This window comes from Sphingopyxis sp. H053 (genome assembly GCF_001468225.1).
In the GTDB taxonomy this organism is placed as follows: domain Bacteria; phylum Pseudomonadota; class Alphaproteobacteria; order Sphingomonadales; family Sphingomonadaceae; genus Sphingopyxis.
The window spans coordinates 93722-111684 of record NZ_LNRU01000009.1 but is presented as its reverse complement, the minus strand read 5'-3'; the positions used below and the strand labels follow the sequence as shown (position 1 = coordinate 111684).

Annotated in this window: 20 protein-coding genes; 2 read left to right on the top strand and 18 right to left on the bottom strand. The window is 61.4% G+C overall.

The features are described from left to right. Positions 1-5 precede the first annotated feature (5 nt). The 5 genes from ATE70_RS17860 to hpaH all read right to left on the bottom strand — a co-directional run bounded on the left by ATE70_RS17860 (position 6) and on the right by hpaH (position 4457). The gene (locus tag ATE70_RS17860) at positions 6-1559 is read right to left on the bottom strand and encodes an FAD-binding oxidoreductase (protein ID WP_037557655.1); all 1554 of its coding nucleotides are present in this window, start codon (positions 1557-1559) and stop codon (positions 6-8) included. Further along, positions 1556-2128, bottom strand: a complete 573-nt coding sequence (locus ATE70_RS17855; RefSeq protein WP_052182497.1) for a hypothetical protein — start codon at positions 2126-2128, stop codon at positions 1556-1558. Before ATE70_RS17855 ends, ATE70_RS17860 begins: the two co-directional genes overlap by 4 nt. Then, entirely contained in the window at positions 2128-2751 is a 624-nt protein-coding gene (locus tag ATE70_RS17850) for a UbiX family flavin prenyltransferase (protein WP_231732769.1), read from the bottom strand. The genes ATE70_RS17855 and ATE70_RS17850 overlap by 1 nt, the downstream gene beginning before the upstream one ends. Positions 2752-2884: 133 nt before the next feature. After that, positions 2885-3655 carry an HpcH/HpaI aldolase family protein gene (locus tag ATE70_RS17845; RefSeq protein WP_037557654.1) on the bottom strand — a complete coding sequence of 257 codons (771 nt, stop codon included), beginning with the start codon at positions 3653-3655 and terminating at the stop codon, positions 2885-2887. A gap of 1 nt (position 3656) precedes the next feature. After that, positions 3657-4457 carry a 2-oxo-hept-4-ene-1,7-dioate hydratase gene (gene hpaH, locus ATE70_RS17840; RefSeq protein ID WP_037557653.1) on the bottom strand — a complete coding sequence of 267 codons (801 nt, stop codon included), beginning with the start codon at positions 4455-4457 and terminating at the stop codon, positions 3657-3659. Between the two features lie 168 nt (positions 4458-4625). On the opposite strand from hpaH, the gene ATE70_RS17835 reads away from it, so the two are divergent. Continuing rightward, on the top strand, positions 4626-5492 hold the full coding sequence (locus ATE70_RS17835) for an alpha/beta fold hydrolase (RefSeq protein ID WP_037557652.1): 867 nt from the start codon (positions 4626-4628) through the stop codon (positions 5490-5492). 68 nt (positions 5493-5560) lie between these two features. Here ATE70_RS17835 and ATE70_RS17830 read toward each other — a convergent pair whose 3' ends face one another. Genes ATE70_RS17830 through ATE70_RS17820 form a run of 3 tightly spaced genes read right to left on the bottom strand, consistent with a single transcriptional unit; the run spans position 5561 to position 8243 of the window. Beyond that, positions 5561-6058: an aromatic-ring-hydroxylating dioxygenase subunit beta gene (locus tag ATE70_RS17830; RefSeq protein WP_037557651.1), complete on the bottom strand. Its 498-nt coding sequence runs from the start codon at positions 6056-6058 to the stop codon at positions 5561-5563. Next, positions 6055-7230 (bottom strand): aromatic ring-hydroxylating oxygenase subunit alpha, encoded by a 1176-nt coding sequence (locus ATE70_RS17825; RefSeq protein WP_037557650.1) that lies wholly within the window; start codon positions 7228-7230, stop codon positions 6055-6057. The genes ATE70_RS17830 and ATE70_RS17825 overlap by 4 nt, the downstream gene beginning before the upstream one ends. Further along, entirely contained in the window at positions 7227-8243 is a 1017-nt protein-coding gene (locus ATE70_RS17820; RefSeq protein ID WP_037557715.1) for a dihydrodipicolinate synthase family protein, read from the bottom strand. The genes ATE70_RS17825 and ATE70_RS17820 overlap by 4 nt, the downstream gene beginning before the upstream one ends. A 173-nt stretch (positions 8244-8416) precedes the next feature. Here ATE70_RS17820 and ATE70_RS17815 point away from each other — a divergent pair, with 173 nt between their 5' ends. Continuing rightward, positions 8417-9202 carry a 1,6-dihydroxycyclohexa-2,4-diene-1-carboxylate dehydrogenase gene (locus ATE70_RS17815; RefSeq protein ID WP_037557649.1) on the top strand — a complete coding sequence of 262 codons (786 nt, stop codon included), beginning with the start codon at positions 8417-8419 and terminating at the stop codon, positions 9200-9202. An 11-nt stretch (positions 9203-9213) separates the two neighbouring features. Here the strand turns inward: ATE70_RS17815 and ATE70_RS17810 are convergent, their stop codons facing one another. From ATE70_RS17810 to ATE70_RS17765, 10 genes are all read right to left on the bottom strand, one after another. Further along, complete coding sequence (locus tag ATE70_RS17810; protein ID WP_231732771.1) at positions 9214-10446, bottom strand: NAD(P)/FAD-dependent oxidoreductase; 1233 nt, start codon at positions 10444-10446, stop codon at positions 9214-9216. 11 nt (positions 10447-10457) lie between these two features. After that, complete coding sequence (locus ATE70_RS17805; RefSeq protein WP_037557648.1) at positions 10458-11963, bottom strand: aldehyde dehydrogenase family protein; 1506 nt, start codon at positions 11961-11963, stop codon at positions 10458-10460. Between the two features lie 14 nt (positions 11964-11977). Beyond that, a complete protein-coding gene (locus ATE70_RS17800; protein WP_327195734.1) occupies positions 11978-12181 on the bottom strand; it encodes a 2Fe-2S iron-sulfur cluster-binding protein in 204 nt (67 codons plus the stop codon). 80 nt (positions 12182-12261) lie between these two features. Then, positions 12262-12468, bottom strand: coding sequence for a 2-hydroxymuconate tautomerase (locus tag ATE70_RS17795; RefSeq protein ID WP_037557646.1), 207 nt, complete (start codon positions 12466-12468; stop codon positions 12262-12264). Beyond that, positions 12468-13238, bottom strand: coding sequence for a 2-keto-4-pentenoate hydratase (locus tag ATE70_RS17790; RefSeq protein WP_037557645.1), 771 nt, complete (start codon positions 13236-13238; stop codon positions 12468-12470). The genes ATE70_RS17795 and ATE70_RS17790 overlap by 1 nt, the downstream gene beginning before the upstream one ends. Next, on the bottom strand, positions 13235-14278 hold the full coding sequence (gene dmpG / locus ATE70_RS17785; RefSeq protein ID WP_037557643.1) for a 4-hydroxy-2-oxovalerate aldolase: 1044 nt from the start codon (positions 14276-14278) through the stop codon (positions 13235-13237). The genes ATE70_RS17790 and dmpG overlap by 4 nt, the downstream gene beginning before the upstream one ends. After that, positions 14275-15210 carry an acetaldehyde dehydrogenase (acetylating) gene (locus tag ATE70_RS17780; protein WP_037557641.1) on the bottom strand — a complete coding sequence of 312 codons (936 nt, stop codon included), beginning with the start codon at positions 15208-15210 and terminating at the stop codon, positions 14275-14277. The genes dmpG and ATE70_RS17780 overlap by 4 nt, the downstream gene beginning before the upstream one ends. 27 nt (positions 15211-15237) lie before the next feature. Further along, positions 15238-16041 carry a 2-keto-4-pentenoate hydratase gene (locus ATE70_RS17775; RefSeq protein ID WP_037557713.1) on the bottom strand — a complete coding sequence of 268 codons (804 nt, stop codon included), beginning with the start codon at positions 16039-16041 and terminating at the stop codon, positions 15238-15240. A 2-nt stretch (positions 16042-16043) separates the two neighbouring features. Next, complete coding sequence (locus ATE70_RS17770) at positions 16044-17555, bottom strand: 2-hydroxymuconic semialdehyde dehydrogenase (protein ID WP_052182496.1); 1512 nt, start codon at positions 17553-17555, stop codon at positions 16044-16046. Further along, positions 17556-17942, bottom strand: coding sequence for a GlcG/HbpS family heme-binding protein (locus tag ATE70_RS17765; protein ID WP_231740077.1), 387 nt, complete (start codon positions 17940-17942; stop codon positions 17556-17558). Positions 17943-17963: the final 21 nt, after the last annotated feature.

The window sequence follows — 17963 nt, the reverse complement described above, 5'->3', positions numbered from 1 at the left end:
TGGCATCAGGGACGCGCCGACTTCGGCCATATGCCCTGCTTTCCGGGCGAAAGAATGCCGTTGGGATCGAGAGCGTCCTTCAGGCGGTGATGGAGATCCCAAAGCGCCCCGTCGTTGTAACGATAGGTTCCAGCAATCTGGTCCATGAAGGCGAGATGAGTACGATATTCGCCGAACCCCGCCGCCGCGGCCTCATCCACCAGGAGACTGAAGAGATCGTGGGCGCTCTTGCGCATCGTTTCATCGGCCCGATTGTACATGATCATCAAAATGTGATGCATGTCCCGCCAGCCGACCAGAAACTCCCCGATGTAGTCGAAGCCGAATTCGTGGCAGCGTTTCTTGATCAGATTATATTGAGCCAAGGCTTCCGCCCCGTCGGGCGCGGAAATCGGGGAAAAGTTGACGTGTCCCCCTCCGCCGATCCAGTTCATGATGCTGAACTCGGTCATATTGGGTTCGCCGCGCATGAGCTTAACGCGATAATCCCACGCAGGATCATTCTCGCGCGCGAAGTGGAACTTGGCGCCCGGAATGTTGCTGAATGCCTCCTCGATCAATTTCCAATTATTCTCGATCATGGGCGGTGGTCCGTAGAGGGCGCCGTAATAATTCCACATCCCGAGATTGAGGTCCGCGGCGATCTTCGTCCGGATCGACGGCGGGAGCGGCCCCTTGCCGTCATAATAATGTCGCCGCGTGGTCTTCGCCGAGGCCTCCCACAATAGGTCGACCGCGACCGCTGCGTTAGGGATCACCTGATTCACCTTGAGCGGGCGCGTGATCTCGAAAATCTGCTCGAGATCCTCTTCGCGTGGAAAGGTGATCATGAACGGCTTGTAACCGGGCGGCTCCGGCATCAGCCAGATGCCGAGTTTGGTGACGACGCCGAAATTCGACTGGGTGAACATGCCATCGAACTGCGGTCCGAGCCCATGTTTGCTGATCTGCCAATGCTTGCTGTTAGAGATGCCTCCCTGGCCCGTGCGAACGACCTGGCCATCGGCAAGCACAACTTCCATCCCGCATTGCATAATGAAGTGATCGCCATAGGGCGTGTAGCCGGCGCCATGCTCGAGCGCGTTCCCCATGACGCCGCCCCAGGCGGGCGCTGCCGGATCGATCCACAATTTGCTGCCGATCCGCTGCAGGTGGCGATAAAGCTGCATGTAGGAAACGCCCGGCTCGACCAGCGCATATCCATATTTTTCGTTGACTTCGATGATCCGGTTCATCCGTTTCAGATCGAGGACAAGATATCCGGATTTGCGGGGTGCCGGCCCGCCATATGCGAAGTTCCGTCCAGTCCCGATGGTCCAGATCGGCAATCGGAAGCTGTTGGCGATGGCAAGGATCCGCTGCACCTGTTCGACGCTTTCCGGAGCGACGGCGGCAGAAGGAAGCAGAGTGCCATCGGCAAGCGGCGAATACGCGTCGCGGTAAGTCGACAGCGGAAGCTCGTCGACGAAAACCCAGGTTTTGCCGACGACGCCTGCGAGTTCATCGAGGGCCCGTGAAAAGTCGGCCGCCGCAATTCCCTCGGGCAGCGGCGGCCTCACCGCGTTTCTCCGGCAAGCCGAAAGGCCCAGGTCACAAGTAGGCCGGGGCTATTCGAGGCGAGTGCACATTCCCCCGAAATGCACGCGGCCCGGCGCGGTGATGATTTGTGGCCGTCCAGCTCATCGCGAACTTTCTGCGCAACGACGGCGGGCCAAGTATATTGCGGGAGCGCGCCCAAGCCGGGGGCGGCGCCGATGCGGTGTGTCCAGCGGCCCGCCTCATAGGAATGTTCCCATCGAAGCAAAGGCTCCGCTCCACTCTCGATGAGCAACTGGGCCGCAATCATTGCAGCGGGGTCGGAGGTCAGGCCTGCAATCACCTGCGCGCCGCGGGGCCAGTCGCCAAGCAACTCATCCAGCCCGCTTCCGACATCCAGCGCGAGAGACTTTTTCGAAGACGATATGAGGGACGCGGCAAAACGCTCGCTTTCCTCAACCCTTGGCTGGCTGACGACGAGAACGGCCTCTTCGTCCGCCGCACTTCCTGACCGGAAGCGGGAGGCTCCAACCAGACCCGCGCAAAAAACCCCGGCGCCCAATAGCTCCCGGCGCATCAGCACTGCCGCCATCAAATTGTCCTTTCCGATTTATCCGCCTGCGCCAGAGGCATCACTTCTGCGCCCTTCAGTCCGGTCCATCGGCGATCGGCGGCCCGATGGATGCCGAACTGGTCGAGGACCCGGATGCAGCTATGGTCGACGATTTCGTCGATCGACGATGGCCGAGCGTAGAACGCCGGGACGGGTGGGAAAATTATCGCCCCCATTTCGGTACAGGCTGCCATGTTTCGAAGATGGGCAAGGTTCAGGGGCGTCTCTCGCACCATGAGCGTTAATGGACGACGCTCCTTGAGCATGACGTCGGCAGCTCGGGTGATCAGATTGTCGGAGAGCCCATTGGCGATCGCCGCAAGGGTGCGCATGGAGCAGGGCGCGACAATCATGCCGTCACAGAGAAACGATCCGCTCGCGATACTGGCGCCGACATTCCGTATGTTATGAACCACGTCAGCCGACGCTTCAAATTTTTTCAGCGTTAGCGGCAGTTCCTCGCGGATGTTGAGCACGGCTGCCTGGGAGACCACGAGGTGCGTTTCGCAGCTCGGATCTTCACGCAGCATTTCCAGCAGACGCAGACCGTAGATTGATCCTGTCGCGCCGGTGATCGCGATCACGATCTTTTGCAACGTCATCGCCCCCGCCGGCGGAGGCCGCCTGTATCCGGTCGATTCGGCACTAGCATAGCCCGCTCCCGATTTCCTATTTGGACACAGCATACAATCCGTTGCTTATTGTGCAAGGCCAAAACCGGCGCGCGGATCGCGGTCACTGGCGGAATCGATCGAGCAGCCCGCGTGCCGCATCGGCGAGGGCGAACGCATCTATTCCGACAGCGACGAAGCTTGCGCCGCCGGCGAGATGTGCATCGAGAAGCGCGAGATCGCGCGACAGAATTCCCGCTGGCTTTCCCGCGGCAAGGATGCGGGACAACGCGCCCATCGTGAGCTCGCGCACCCGCTCCCGGTTGGCGCTTCCCAAGAGCCCGGCCGACGCTGCCAGATCGGCTGGACCGATGAACAGCGCGTCGATCCCGTCGACGCCGGCGATTGCTTCGATATTCTCGACACCCTGAATCGTCTCGATTTGCGCAATCAGACAAAGCCGCTCGTTGGCATCGGCAACATGGGTCGCAATGCCGCCCCAGCGCGATGCCCTTGCACCGCCGATGCCTCGGCTGCCCGATGGGGGGTAGCGGCATGCTTCGACCAACCGGAAGGCCTGCTCAGCCGTTTCGACCATCGGAACCATGAGGGTCGTCGCTCCCAAGTCGAGGATTTGACGGATCGCGACGGGGTCTGATGAAGGCACGCGCACGACGGCAGCGCAGGGCGGGCAGGACGCTATTGCCCGCAATTGCTCGATTATCCCGGGCAGAGTTTGCGGTCCGTGCTCGGCATCGACAAGGAGCCAGTCGAACCCCAGTCCGGCGCAGATTTCGGCGATGTCGGCGTTCGCCAGCGCCAGCCAGAATCCCATCTGCGTCCGCCCTTCGGCGAGCGCGACTTTGAAATGGTTGGGAGGATTTGCTGACGACATGTCAGACAAACCGCATCGCGATCGAGCCGAGCCTGCCATAATCCGCAGATATCACGTCGCCGCGCGACACAGGGACCGGGCGGGTAAAAGAACCGCCCAGCAGGATTTCGCCCGCCTGCAACTCTTCTCCCCACTGCGACAAGCGATTTGCCAACCACGCGACCCCTCGCGCTGGATGGTTTAGCACGCCAGCCGCAATTCCTGTTTCCTCGATGACGGCATTGCGAGATAATATGGCGCCGGCCCATCGCAGGTCGATGGCGTCCGGCCGGATGGGCCGGCCGCCGAGGACGATCCCGGCATTCGCCGCGTTGTCGGCAATCGTATCCTGGATTTTCCGGGCGCTGCCGGTCTCCGCGTCGATCGGCTGAACGCGGCTGTCGATGATCTCCACGGCGGGCACTACATATTCAGTGGCAGCGAGAACAGCCCGTGTCGTCACATCGGGACCACCCAGCGGCCGGGAGAGAATGAAGGCCAATTCGACTTCGACCTTCGGATTGATGAAGCGATCGATGGGAATTTCGCTCCCCTCCTCGAACGCCATGTCATCGAGCAACGTGCCATAGTCGGGCTCGGTGATACCAGCAGACGCCTGCATCGCACGCGATGTCAGACCAATCTTGCGGCCAATGGACCGACGTCCCGCCGCCTTCTTGAGCTCAACCCACGCGCGGGCGATGCGATATCCATCTTCTATCGTCATCTGAGGGAAGCGAAGCGACAGCTGCCGGACGGGTGTTTGGCTCGCCTCGGCGACATCCAGTTCACGCGCGAGCGATGCAACAGTCTCGTCGTCCATCTCGGCTACTCCCCGTCCCACAATTGCTTATCTGGCAAATGCATTGCACAATGAGATATGAGAGTCCAGTCGGCAGGTCGCTAGAGTTTACAATGGACAACACGATAGCCATTGTGCAATGTCCAGGTCGGATGGAATGCCATCGATAAGACGGAAGGGAGAGATTTCATGGGTTCGGATGTCATCCGGGAAGAGAAAATCGAAGGACGCGGGCTTACGTCGCACACGATGATCGCCGGCGATCCCAAGAAGCCTGCCATATTACTTCTGCATGGCGCCGGGCCGGGTGCGCACGCCGCATCAAACTGGCGCCACCTAATGCCCGATCTCGCCGAAAATTTCTTCGTGATCGCACCCGATCTGATCGGATTTGGCCAGTCCACCATACCGGATCCGTTCCCGGACAATGTCATGGCGTGGATCGGTGTCCGCGTCGAACAATGCCTCGGACTGATGGACGCGCTTGAGATCGACAGCGCCCATATCGTCGGAAATTCGATGGGCGGCGCGCTGACACTGCAGCTTCTGAGCGAAACGCCCGAACGATTCGATAAGGTCATTCTCATGGGGTCGATAGGTGCCCCGGCGCCGCGGACGCCGGAGTTGGTTCGGCTGCTCTCCTTTTATTCCGATCCGCGCCCAGCGCGATATCGCCAGCTGATGCACAGCTTCGCCTATGACGCTGACAAGTTCGAAGGAATGGAAGAGATCGTATCGTCGCGCTATCAAATTGCGACCGATCCCGCTGTCATGTCCATCGCGTCGAAGATGATCGATTCGATGAAGGTCGGGATCGAAACGCTTGCAATGCCGCCGTCGATCTTGGGCAAGCTTCCGCACGACGTGCTGATTTTTCACGGCAGGCAGGACCGGATCGTCCCTCTCGATACGAGCCTCTATCTGCTTGAGCATCTCCAGCATGCCGAACTCTATGTTCTCGATAGGTCGGGACACTGGAGCCAGCTTGAGCGATGGGACATCATGCGCCCGATGCTCGAACGCCATTTTGGCGCACGCGACTGGACGACGGCCTGAGGGCCGTTGTCACCCCGATGACGTACATATCCAAGGGCGCTGGCTCTCACCATCGCTCCCAGGTGTGACTAGATCGGATAGACCAGATAGCGGGGTAGTACCGTCGTATCGAGGAGGGTGCGACGGGAAAGAAGCTTAAGATCTCCATCCGCGCCTTCTCGAACGAGATCCTCATATTGCCCCGTCGCGAGGACTTCGGACACGCCGCTGTCTTCGGGCGTCATGAACACGCTGAAGTTGGACCGCGCTTTCCAGGTGTTATCATCAATTCGGTCCGCCGCGACGCGCTGAACGAAATGCCGAGTTCGATAGTCCTGAAATGTCCCGGCCCATATCTTCGTGATATAGGTCACTCGGTCGAGCAGGCGCGCGTGGCAGTCGTCGTACATGAAGCCCAGCGCGAGCCCCTGTTCCTCATTTTCACGCGACAGACAGATATAGGATGCGTCGTCCTCTTCCACATAGTTGGATAGCCAGCGCTGCATATCCTTGCTGTCGAGTGCGTCCGCGTCCGCGACGAGCAAGTCGTCGAGCGCGCGATTAAAGTTTTCGGGCGCCAAGGTCATGCTGCGCGCCTTTCGAAACCCATTATTTCCCGATAATATTCCCATCTCGGAAGATTTCCGCTCTCGTCGTTCTGAAGGAACTCGTCCTCGATCTTCTCTTTGTCACGGACACCTTTTTGAAAGATGGCCGCGCCGGGCGTGTGGTTCCCGATATGAATCCGGTGAAAAATCGACGCGTCTTCCATGCTGATCAGGCCGCTCGGACCCAAGAGGTTCGAACTTTGGCGCAAGCGGTGCCGCACCATCTCCTCATCGTCATCGGCATGCGCGAAATAAGCGTAATGCACTTCGACCCGCTCATGATCGATGGGCGTCGCGAACCGCAGGTTGATAACGTCCAAATGCTTCGTTGCAACGAAGGTCGGAAAGAGGCTGACGATCCGGGATCCGACGGAGGGGTCCTGCCCCTTGAACTCGATGATCGACGGATCTTCGAGCATCGTATCGCCACGGGCAACCGACAGCTCGGATTCAAAGCCTATATGGCCCCGTTTCGTGCTGGTGAACTGGCGCCCCTTACCGCCCTGCCAGTTTAGGAGATTGAAGGCCTGGTGCAGGAGCGGTGCATGATAGCCGTCATTGTCGGTATAGGACTTCCAGTTCGTGTTGTACCGGACCTTCTGGTAGCCGAGCAGCTTGAGGCGGCCGTCCCCCCCCACGAGCTCGCGGAGCGTTTCCACGATCGATCCGAGGCATTCGAGAAGGGGTTCGGTTCGAGCGGACATGGTGACGAACACGACGCCGTAGACGCTCTCCATCCGGGGTTGGGCCAAGGGATAGTCGGAGCGGTTGAAGCCAGGCACGAACTCGCGCTGGTTCGGACACCCGACCAGGTCCCCCCGCGTGCTGAACAGCCAGCGATGATATGGGCATTCGAATTCCTGCTTGTTACCCATCGGAGCGGTTTCGAGCTGGTTCCCGCGGTGCGAGCAGGCGTTGAAGAAGGCGCGAACGATACCATCATCGCCGCGCGCGATCAGCAGGGGAATACCGGCGAGACGAAACGTCTTGAAATCCCCCCGTTCCGGGATCTCGCTCTCATGGCAAACCGGATGCCACTCCTCGCCATGAAAAATGCGCTGCAGTTCGGTGTCGTAAACGTCCTTGCGTACAAAAACTTCCTTCGGAATCTCATTGAAATTGTGAGGCCAGTCCAAATCTAGCTTCGTCATGGGATTGCCTCCAATGATAATGGCGTGGATTGCTCGCGTTCCAGCTCGCGTCCCAGATCGGCCCACATCGTGCCGGATTTGCGCGCCCCGGCCAGAAACGGCTCGGGTACGAGATGATAGGGCGGCCGAACTGGTCCCGCTTTCATCCACCCTGCAGCGTCCATTCGGGCCTTCTCGAGGCCGATGTTATACGTTGAAAATTCCTTGAAGCTCCCATTCGGGAACAGGGGCGCGGCGGTGGGGCCCAGACGCGCCTGCAGCGCCCGCGCGGCCGCCCAGTCGCCGCTTGCCCTCGCCTTCGCGACAATATCGCGCAAACTCGTCGTCACGAGCGGATGGCAAACGGCGCCACTGGACCAGAAGGCATCGATCTCGTCGACCATCCGCGCCGCCGCATAATAATCGAAATCGATGGGGAGTAGCTTGATATTGCCCTTCACGGCCGCGAGATCGGCCAGCAGCGTACCGACCCCGATATATTTCGCGGTCACGACCTGGGGAATTTCCGCGACCTGCGCCCAGAATGCCCGCGGAAAATCGAACTTGAACGCTTCGGGGTTGGCGTAAATGGCGATATTCATTTCGGGGACGGCCTCGGCGACGTCGCGATAGAATTGCACGGAAACGTCGAGCGCGGGCGCGCACCACATCGGAATGCCAAGCATGGTCCCGTCGGCGCCAAGCGCAAGCGCTTCCCGGGTCAGGGCGATCGTATCGCGCGTGTTAAGGCAGGTCGTGCCCACGAACACGGGAACGCGGCCGCCGGCCGCATCGACAATCGCTCGCATATAATCGAGCTTTTCGCCGTGGGTGAGCGTTGCCGCCTCTCCCAAAGTTCCCATGCTGAGAATGCCGTCAATTCCAGCGTCGATCAGCCCGTTCACCACCCGCGCGGCTTCATCCAGGTCGACCGTGTTCTCTGAGCGCCAGTCCGAGGCGTTTTCGGTAGCGGGCGTCGGCACGATGGCCCAGGCGCCTTTGATATCATCGGGTCGGAGCAGCCGGCTGCGCATCATCCCTCTCCTTTTGGACCTGCAGAATCACGGCCCTTTCGTTGTTCATAGTGTAATGCATTACTCCTTGTGTTTGCAAGCTGCGACATGTAATTCCTGAATCAACCATTGCGTAACAATTCTATCCAGTTGATATTTATCAATTTTAGTTGCGCAATAATGGAGAGCTCACGATGATTTCCTCCGGGCGATATGCCGATAAAATTGCCGTGGTTACGGGCGGAGCCCAAGGCATCGGATTGGCGGTTGCGACCCGAATGGCCCGGGAAGGCGCGACAGTGACCATCGCTGACCGCGCCGAGGACGCCACGATGGCGGCCGTTGCGGGCCTTCGTTCCGACGGGCTCGACGCTTATGGTGAAATTCACGACCTTGAGAAAAGAGACGGCGCCTGTTCGCTTTACGGGAATGTGATCGAGCGGCATGGGCGCGTCGATGTCGCGGTCCATAATGTCGGCGGCACGATCTGGGCCAAGCCCTTCTGGGACTATTGCGCGGAGGAGATAGAGGCTGAGATCAACCGTTCGCTCTGGCCTACGATCTGGTGCTGTCATGCCGTGCTCCCGCATCTTTTGGCGGCGGGCCAGGGTGCGATCGTCAACGTCGGCTCGGTCGCGACGCGTGGGATCAACCGCTTGCCCTATGCCGCAGCGAAGGGCGGCGTTGCTGCGCTGACCGTGGCGCTTGCCCAGGATCTCGAAGACAGGCCCATTCGGGTCAATTGCGTGGCGCCAGGCGGCGTGAACGTCACGAGAGTCACACCCAGAAATCCGGCCGAGCCCACCGAGGCAGACAAGGCAGGGTTCGAGGCTGTCGTAAGGCAGACGCTGCGCGATACCCCGATGGCGCGCTTTGGCGAGGTCGACGAGATAGCTGCCGCCATCTGTTTTCTCGGCGCCCCCGAGGCCTCCTACATCACCGGACAGACGCTCTATGTTGCCGGAGGCGGGATAGGCTGAAGTTCGGGGACCTAGGAAGCAGACTTCTTCAATATTTCGCGCAGCGGGACATCGACATCGGCCAACTCCGCCGGTCCGACGCGCGCGCGGCGTTCGACAAGGCGCTTGGCGACTCCCATATCTGCCGACCGGTTCGCGGTCAGCGCGCCCATGACGAGATCTCCTGCGAGGAAGAATGCGCAAAAGGCATCATCCTCCACCCTCCCGCGCATGATGAGCTGCTGCTGCGCGTCGATGCGCCCGGTCACTTGTATGTTCAGATCATATTGGTCGCTCCAGAACCAGCACGGGCGGCAATATTCGACGGGTTGACCGAGCATGGCGGCCGCTGCAGCTGCGCCCTGCTCGGCTGCATTCTGATAGGTCTCCATTCGCACGCGGCCGCCGAAGAAGTCGGGTTGCTCGGCGACGTCGCCCGCGGCGAAGATGACGGGATTGCTGGTACGGCATTGCGCGTCGACTACGATCCCATTGCCGACGATCAGGCCGGCATCCGCTGCCAGTTCGACGGCCGGGACGATCCCGATACCCACAACAACTGCGTCGCAGGCAAGTTCTTCGCCATCATCGAGCTCGACGGCGCAGACTTTCGCGCCGCTCAGGCGAAGACCTTTGACCGATCGGCCGTAGAGCGCACGAACGCCCTGCATCCGGTGATGCTCGCCGAGCCAAGCTCCAAAATGGTCCCCGAGTGCCCGGATCATCGGCGAAGCGAACGGCTCAACAGCGGTAACATTGCAGCCCATTCGCCGCGCGCTGGCAGCAACCTCGGCGCCGATGACGCCCATTCCGATGATCACGATCTGCGCGCCGGGCCGCAGATCGGCGGCAAGGCCGGCGGCGTCGCCAAGGGTGCGAAGATGGTGCACATTGGCAGCCTCGGCCCCTGGCAAAGGCAGGCGGCGAGCGGCGCCGCCCGTTGCCAGGAGAATGCGGTCCGCCTGAACCGCTTCGCCGGACGCGAGCCTCAGCGCGCCGGCGCGCAGGTCGATCGCCGTTGTTCGCACGCCCAGGCGGAGCTCGACCTTGTTCGAGGCGTACCAATGCTCGTCATGAAGATAGAAGCTTCCAGAAGGCGTTCCGCCTTCCCACAGAAACTCCTTCGAAAGCGGCGGCCGTTCGTAAGGGCGCCACGGCTCCTCGCCGATGAGATGAATATGGCCGTCATAACCTGCGCTGCGCAGTGATTCCGCCGCCCTTGCGCCGGCCATGTTTGCGCCGACGACCGCAATGCTATTGATCACTATTGGTCACCCTATTGATCGAACATTCCAAGCTTGCCCTCGTCGAGGTTCACGATCACCGACTTCGTCTGGGTATAGTGGTTGAGCACCTCGTGACTAAACTCCCGGCCAAACCCGCTCTGCTTGTATCCGCCGAGCGGCATGTTTGGTTTGAGGTTATAATATCGGTTGATCCATACCGTCCCGGTTTCAAGCTTCCTTGCAATGCGATGCGCGCGCGCGAGGTCGCGGGTCCACACGCCGCCGGCGAGGCCGAAGCTCGTGTCATTGGCACGCGCCATCATCTCGTCCTCGTCGCGCCAGCTTTGCACTGTGGTAACAGGACCGAAGATCTCTTCTTGCGCAATTCGCATGTCGTTTGCGACCTTGGTGAAGATTGTCGGCTGGACGAAATGCCCTTTCGCGAGCCCGGCATCCGCCGAACGCGCGCCGCCGGCAAAGACCGTCGCCCCTTCCTCGATCGCGAGCGCGAGGTAGGATTCGATCTTCTCCATTTGCATAGTCGAAGCCTGCGCTCCGAGCTGCGTGGCAGGGTCCAGCGGATCGCCCTGCCTGATGTTGCCGAGCGCATCACGAAATTTCTCGAGAAACTCTTCCTCTATTGCCTCGTGAAGGAAGAGGCGCGACCCGGCGAGGCACACCTCGCCCTTGTTAAGGACGGTCGACATCGTTGCGCTCTCGACAGCCGCGTCGATATCGGCATCGGCACAAATGATGTGCGCCGATTTTCCGCCGAGTTCGAGCGTCTGCGGAATGATATTCGCCGAGGCATATTGGATCACGCGGCGCGCGGTCGCGACCGATCCCGTGAAAGCGACTTTGCGCACGTCGGGATGGGTTACGAGCGCCTCTCCGACGTCGGCCCCATAACCCGTGACGACATTCACCACACCCGGCGGCAGAATATCGGCCATCTCCACGAAAAATTCGAGCACCGAGAGGCATACCGTTTCGGCCGGCTTCAATACCACCGTATTGCCCGCCGCCAGAGCCGGCGCGATTTTGCACGCCATCATGAGCAGGGGAACATTCCACGGTATGATCTGGGCGCAGACGCCCAGCGGCTCGCGGTGCACGATGCCGATCGCATCGGGAAAGTCCAGCGTCTGGCCATGCAGGCCGTAGGCGGCACCCGCGAAGAGTTCGAACTGGCCGATCGCGTTGGGCAGGTCGAAATACAGCGACTCGCGGATGGGCTTACCGTTGTTCAGCGTTTCGAGGACGGCATATTCTTCAAGGCGCGCCTTGAGGCGGCGCGCAATTTCGTAAAGAAGGTCCTGCCGCTCCGCCGCGCTGCTCTGGGACCATGCGGGAAAGGCCGCTTTTGCCGCCGCCACGGCCCGACCAACATCGGCGGCGTTCCCAGCTTGAATTCGGGCGAGCGTCTCACCCGTAGCAGGGTTGAGCAGCGCGATTGTCTTGCCGCTGGCGCCCCCGACCCATTCTCCGCCAATCAGATGGCCATATTCGTCGCGAATGCCATAGTTGCTTTCAATCGCCTTCAGATTTGTCGACATGTCGCTTCTCCACCTTATTCCACAACTTCGATCGTCAGACGACCGAGAGGATAGAGCCGGCAAGCAAGGGCATAACCCGCCTGGAGCTCCGCGTCCGATACATGCGCCTTGCTCATCTTGCCGAGCCGATGCGCGCCTTCGATAACCCGTACCCGGCAGATTCCGCAGCCGCCGCCCCGGCATCCGACGCCGATGTCGCTCGCTCCGCTGCGCTCCATGGCAACGAGCACGCGCTCCCCGTCCGGGCATGGAAAGGCGCTGCCTCCCACGATTTCCACGAGATGCGGGCGCATAGCGACTATCCCCCGGACTCGCGCGCGCGCCGCGCGGCGAACGACTGGCCGCCAACTGCGAAATGTGCTGCGGGAACCTCACGCAGGATGACGCGAACCGACTCGATCGGCGCCCCGACGGCGGATACGGCGGCGTCGGTCAGCGCCGCGACGAGAGCTTCCTTCGCCTCCGGCGTTCGTCCCTCGAGCAAGGTGACCTCGATAATCGGCATCAGGCATCAACCCTGATCGAAACTGATCCGAGATTCTGGACAGTCGTGCGGATCGACTGACCCTTGGCAAGGGTCGGAGCAGCTGTGATCCCGCCCGCCAGGACGATATCCCCGGCCTCGATGCGCTCGCCGCCCTCCGACACCATGCGCGCGGCCGCAACGAGCGATCGTAGCGGATGCCCCAATATGGCGGCGCTGGACCCCACTTCGACGACTTCGCCGTCGATTTCGAGAATGACCCCGAGATTCGAGATATCCTGGTGCGGGTCGTTCCAGCTTCCGACGACAAAGCCCGAGGAAGAACTGTTGTCAGCGATGACATCGGCGAGCGCGAACTTGAAATTCTCGTATCGGCTGTCGATCACCTCCATCGCAGGCGCCACCGCGGCAACCGCGGCGAGCGCCTGGGCCATCGTAACCCTACCGGCGAGGGGAGCCGACATCAGGAAGGCGATTTCCGGCTCGATGCGTGGGTGGACGAAGTTAGCGAGCGCAAGGCTGCCCCCTTCCTCGATCAGCATCTTGTCGGTGAGTCGGCCCCAAGCCATCTGGTCGACGCCCACTTGTTGCATCTTGGCCCGGCTCGTGAGACCCATTTTGACGCCGACACGCCGCTCGCCGCGCTGGAGGCGACGATCGATGGACAGTCGCTGGATTTCATAAGCGTCCTCAACCGTCAGCTCGGGTCGGGCATGGGTCAACTGCGGCGTAGCCACGCGTTCGTGCGCGGCCCGGTCCAGGATTTCGGCCAGACTTGCCAAATCGCTCATTGCGACACCGCCAGTTCCTGGTCCCGAACGAGGTCGAGGGCGACATCGACGATCATATCTTCCTGGCCGCCGACCATCCGCCGCCTGCCGAGCTCGACCAGGATCTGGCGGGTATCGAGACCATATTGTTCGGCCGCCTTTTCGGCATGGCGCAGGAAACTGGAATAAACGCCTGCATAGCCCAAGCTGAGAGTCTCGCGATCGACGCGCACCGGGCGGTCCTGCAGTGGCCGCACAATATCTTCCGCGGCGTCCATCAAGCCCATCACGTCGCACCCGTGCTTCCAGCCCTTGCGATCGGCGGCGGCGATGAAAACCTCGAGGGGGGCATTGCCCGCCCCGGCACCCATGCCGGCGAGACTGGCGTCGATGCGCACCGCGCCGGCCTGCGCCGCGACGATCGAGTTTGCGACGCCGAGCGAGAGATTGTGATGCGCATGCATCCCGCGCTGCGTTTCGGGCTTGAGGACCCGATCGTAAGCTTCGAAGCGGGTCCGGACGCCGTCCATGTCGAGGGCTCCGCCGCTGTCGGTTACATAGATGCAATGGGCGCCATATCCCTCCATGAGCAAGGCTTGCTGCGCGAGCGCTTCGGGATCGATCATATGGCTCATCATCAGGAAGCCAGAGACGTCCATGCCGAGGTCCCGCGCAATCCCGATATGCTGCTTTGCAACGTCGGCTTCGGTGCAATGGGTAGCGACGCGCACCGAGCGGACGCCGAGACTGTGCGCGCGCCTCAGTTCCTCGACCGTTCCGATGCCCGGAACCAGAAGCGTCGTCAGCACCGCATGTTCGATGACATCAGCCGCTGCCTCGATCCACTCCCAATCGGTGTGGGCCCCAAACCCGTAATTAAAGGATGTCCCGTTGAGGCCGTCGCCATGCGAGACTTCGATGGCATCGACCCCGGCTGCGTCGAGCGCCTTTGCAATGGCTCGCACGCTGTCGGTGCCATACATGTGAAGGATGGCATGCATCCCGTCGCGGAGCGTTACATCCTGGATGTAAAGCGACTGGCTGGATGGATCGAAGGTCATGCTGCGATTCTCCCCGTCTGACGCACGAGGACTTCGGCGGCAGCCTTTGCCGCAGCGGTCATGATATCGAGGTTGCCGGCATATTTTGGCAAATAGTCGCCGGCGCCTTCGACCTCGAGGAAGACGCTGGTCTTCATTCCTTCGAATTCGCCATAGCCCGGGATCTTTAGCGGCCGGTTCGATCCGAACCGTTCGAACTGAATGTCCTGCTTCAATCGATACCCTGGCACATAACGCTGGACCTCGGCGACCATCGCCTTGACGGCATCGCAGACCAAGCTCTCGTCAACCAAGTCGGTCAGGGTGAAGATCGTGTCGCGCATGATCATCGGCGGGTCGGCCGGATTGAGAATGATGATCGCGCGGCCTTTGGCCGCTCCCCCAACAACCTCGATGCCCTTGGCCGTGGTGCGCGTGAACTCGTCGATATTGGCCCTTGTACCGGGTCCGGCCGACCGGGACGAAACCGACGCGACGATTTCCGCATAATGGACCGGCGTGACGCTCGACACCGCAGCGACAATCGGGATCGTCGCCTGTCCGCCGCACGTGACCATATTGATATTGCGAGCGCCCGAGGAGACCGCTGCGTTGACCGGCGGTACCACGAAAGGGCCGAGCGCGGCGGGCGTCAGATCGACGACAAGCTTTCCATCCGCTGCGAGGGCCTTGGCATGTTCGACATGCGCATAGGCTGAGGTCGCGTCGAAAACGAGCTCGATGTCAGGGTAATTCGTAAGCGCGCGCAGTCCATCGATACCTTCGTGGGTCGTGGTTACGCCGCGCGCGCGCGCCATCGCAAGGCCTTCGGAGGCGGGATCTATTCCTACCACAACGGCAAGTTCGAGTTCGCTCGAGCCCCGCAATATCTTGACCATGAGATCGGTGCCGATGTTGCCCGATCCGATGATCGCGCATTTCGTCTTCGCCATCTCTTTATCCCTTTCCGGTTGATCGCCTCAGCTTGCAAACGCCGCTTTGACGGTCCCGACTCCATTGATTCTGGCCTCGACGACGTCGCCGGCCGCGACGGTTGCCATGGGTCCGAGAGCGCCCGACAGAAGAACATCTCCGGCAAGAAGCGGACGGCCTTCGCGTGCCATGACGCGCGCCAGCCACAAGGAGGCACTGATCGGGCTGCCAAGACAGGCGACGCCCGCGCCGACAGAAACAGGCTCGCCGCGGCATTCCATCACCATCCCGCACGCGCGTAGGTCGAGCCCGTCGAGCTTGCGCGGAACGGCGCCAAGCACGAACAGACCGCTCGAAGCATTATCGGCGATGGTGTCCAAGATCCGGATGTCCCAATTGGCGATGCGGCTGTCCACGACCTCGATCGCGGGCACGACATATTCGACCGCCCGGATCAGTTCGGCGATCGTAAGGTCGGGCTGAAGGAGGTCGCGCCCGACCACGATCGCGATTTCCGCTTCGACCTTTGGCTGGATGACCCGCCCGAGCCCGATCGGCTCGCCCTCGGGCACATCCATATCAGCGAAGAGCATGCCATAGTCGGGCTGGTCCACGCCGAGCTGCTTCTGGACCGCCCGCGAGGTAAGCCCGATCTTGCGTCCGACGAGACGGCGCCCCGAGGAGAGTGCGTGGCGGGTGTTCAATTCCTGCACCGCATAGGCCGCCGCGACGCCACCGCCGCTGAGGCTTTCGCGAAGCGGGGGGATCGGCGAGCGCTTTTCGGCCGCCGTTCGCAGGGCGATCGCTGCTTCTTCAATGATGTCAGGGTCAAGTGTATTTTGTTCGGACATGATCATATCTTCACGCAGATGTTTTCGAGCTCGGTGTAGAATTCGAGGCTGTGCGCTCCGCCCTCGCGGCCTATTCCCGATTGCCCCGAACCGCCGAATGCCGTGCGCAGGTCGCGCAGGAACCAGCAGTTCACCCAGCACACGCCGACGGACATTGCCGCCGCGACGCGATGAGCTCGAGAGAGATTTTCTGTCCAGACGGTAGCGCACAGGCCATAATCCGTGTCGTTCGCCCAACTTATCGCGTCGTCTTCGGTGTCGAAGGGAATGATCCCGCAGCAAGGACCGAAAATCTCCTCCCGCATGACGGTCGAATCATGAGCGAGGCCGGTCCAGATTGTGGGTTCGACCCAGAACCCGCCCGCCGCCGCGGCATCGACGTTGGGTACCCCGCCGCCCGTAACGGCGATTGCCCCTTCGGCGATCGCCCGCTCATAATATCCGAGCACTTTCTGCCGATGTTCTTCGCTGATCATCGGCCCGAGGTAATGCGGATCACCCTTGTTCCCGGGTTTCAGTGCGCGAGCGGCAGCGGCAAGCTTGGCTACGAAAGGTTCGAAGACGGATTGCTCGACATAGACACGCTCGGTCCCCAGGCACACTTGCCCGCTATTCAGAAAGGCGGCGCGCGAAATGCCTTCGGCTGCTTTCTCAAGATCGGCATCGGCGAAGACGATCGCTGGATTTTTGCCGCCGAGTTCGAAGCTGATGTCGCGAACGCCGACGGCAGCCTGCTTCATTATGGCCTGCCCGGTGCCGGTTTCGCCTGTGAAGGTGATGGCATCGACGTCCGGATGGGCGGTGAGGAACTCGCCTGCTGCGCCGGGGCCGAAGCCGTGGACGACGTTGTAGACCCCCGTGGGCATTCCGACCGCGTCCATCACTTCGCCGAGAAGGGCTGCCGTCCGCGGCGTCTCTTCGGACGGCTTGACGATCACGGTGTTCCCGCAGGCCAGCGCCGGGCCGACTTTCCAGGTCATCAGCAAGAGCGGGAAATTCCACGGGCAGACGACCGCGATGACACCCTTCGGTTTACGCACAGCGTAATTGATCGCACCGCTCCCGTCAGGCGTCGGGGTACCGAACGATTCTGTCGGGAGGGTCGTGACGATGTCGGCGAACATCCGGAAGTTCGACGCGCCGCGCGGAACATCGATGTGCGCCGCGACCGCTCTCGGCTTGCCCGTATCGGCCACTTCTGCATCGAGAAAGTCTTCCGAGCGCCGTTCGATCTCATCCGCAACAGCAGCGATGAGCCGAATGCGCTCGGCTGTTGTCATTTTGCCCCAAGGTCCTGTGAGCGCACGCTTGGCCGCCGCTACAGCGCGATCCACATCCTCACGGGTCGCCTCATGAACGCGCCCCGTCTCCCGACCGGTGGCGGGGTCGATGTTGGGGAACGTCGCCCCCGAGCCGCCCTTTACGAACCGTCCGTCGATAAAGTTCAAGATATCCGCAGCGACAGGTCGGTTTCTCTCTTCCGGTTCGACCGCAAGCTGTTGAACCTGTACCATTCAGAACTCCTTCGCACCAATCGAGGCGGCGGCTGCCCGGGCGCAGGCGATGTCGAACTCCTCGGAGCCGCCCGAGACTCCAATTCCCCCGATGCAATTCCCATCGACTATGATCGGGACACCGCCGCCGAACATCACGACCCGCGGCTGATGCGCGATGCCGTTGCATAAGGCTTCGGAGCCCGAGACCAGTTCGTAGACCGCTGCCGTCGGCACTTTGAAACTTGCGGCCGTGAAGGCTTTGTCCTGAGCGATCTTTTCGGAGTGAAAGGGAGCCGCGCCGCCTTTCAGGAACGCGACCAGTTCCCCCGACGCGCCCACGACCGCAGCGACCACGGGCGTTCCGCCGGCGGTGCCATGCCCTACGGCAGCGGCGACCGCCTCCAAGGCGGACCCGTGTGCAATCGT

Excerpts from the sequence above, each read along its gene's own strand:
- ATE70_RS17855 (WP_052182497.1), bottom strand. The coding sequence starts at position 2,128 with ATGGCGGCAGTGCTGATGCGCCGGGAGCTATTGGGCGCCGGGGTTTTT.
- ATE70_RS17850 (WP_231732769.1), bottom strand. The coding sequence starts at position 2,751 with ATGACGTTGCAAAAGATCGTGATCGCGATCACCGGCGCGACAGGATCA.
- ATE70_RS17845 (WP_037557654.1), bottom strand. The coding sequence starts at position 3,655 with ATGTCGTCAGCAAATCCTCCCAACCATTTCAAAGTCGCGCTCGCCGAA.
- hpaH (WP_037557653.1), bottom strand. The coding sequence starts at position 4,457 with ATGGACGACGAGACTGTTGCATCGCTCGCGCGTGAACTGGATGTCGCC.
- ATE70_RS17835 (WP_037557652.1), top strand. The coding sequence starts at position 4,626 with ATGGGTTCGGATGTCATCCGGGAAGAGAAAATCGAAGGACGCGGGCTT.
- ATE70_RS17830 (WP_037557651.1), bottom strand. The coding sequence starts at position 6,058 with ATGACCTTGGCGCCCGAAAACTTTAATCGCGCGCTCGACGACTTGCTC.
- ATE70_RS17825 (WP_037557650.1), bottom strand. The coding sequence starts at position 7,230 with ATGACGAAGCTAGATTTGGACTGGCCTCACAATTTCAATGAGATTCCG.
- ATE70_RS17820 (WP_037557715.1), bottom strand. The coding sequence starts at position 8,243 with ATGCGCAGCCGGCTGCTCCGACCCGATGATATCAAAGGCGCCTGGGCC.
- ATE70_RS17815 (WP_037557649.1), top strand. The coding sequence starts at position 8,417 with ATGATTTCCTCCGGGCGATATGCCGATAAAATTGCCGTGGTTACGGGC.
- ATE70_RS17805 (WP_037557648.1), bottom strand. The coding sequence starts at position 11,963 with ATGTCGACAAATCTGAAGGCGATTGAAAGCAACTATGGCATTCGCGAC.
- ATE70_RS17800 (WP_327195734.1), bottom strand. The coding sequence starts at position 12,181 with ATGGAGCGCAGCGGAGCGAGCGACATCGGCGTCGGATGCCGGGGCGGC.
- ATE70_RS17795 (WP_037557646.1), bottom strand. The coding sequence starts at position 12,468 with ATGCCGATTATCGAGGTCACCTTGCTCGAGGGACGAACGCCGGAGGCG.
- ATE70_RS17790 (WP_037557645.1), bottom strand. The coding sequence starts at position 13,238 with ATGAGCGATTTGGCAAGTCTGGCCGAAATCCTGGACCGGGCCGCGCAC.
- dmpG (WP_037557643.1), bottom strand. The coding sequence starts at position 14,278 with ATGACCTTCGATCCATCCAGCCAGTCGCTTTACATCCAGGATGTAACG.
- ATE70_RS17780 (WP_037557641.1), bottom strand. The coding sequence starts at position 15,210 with ATGGCGAAGACGAAATGCGCGATCATCGGATCGGGCAACATCGGCACC.
- ATE70_RS17775 (WP_037557713.1), bottom strand. The coding sequence starts at position 16,041 with ATGTCCGAACAAAATACACTTGACCCTGACATCATTGAAGAAGCAGCG.
- ATE70_RS17770 (WP_052182496.1), bottom strand. The coding sequence starts at position 17,555 with ATGGTACAGGTTCAACAGCTTGCGGTCGAACCGGAAGAGAGAAACCGA.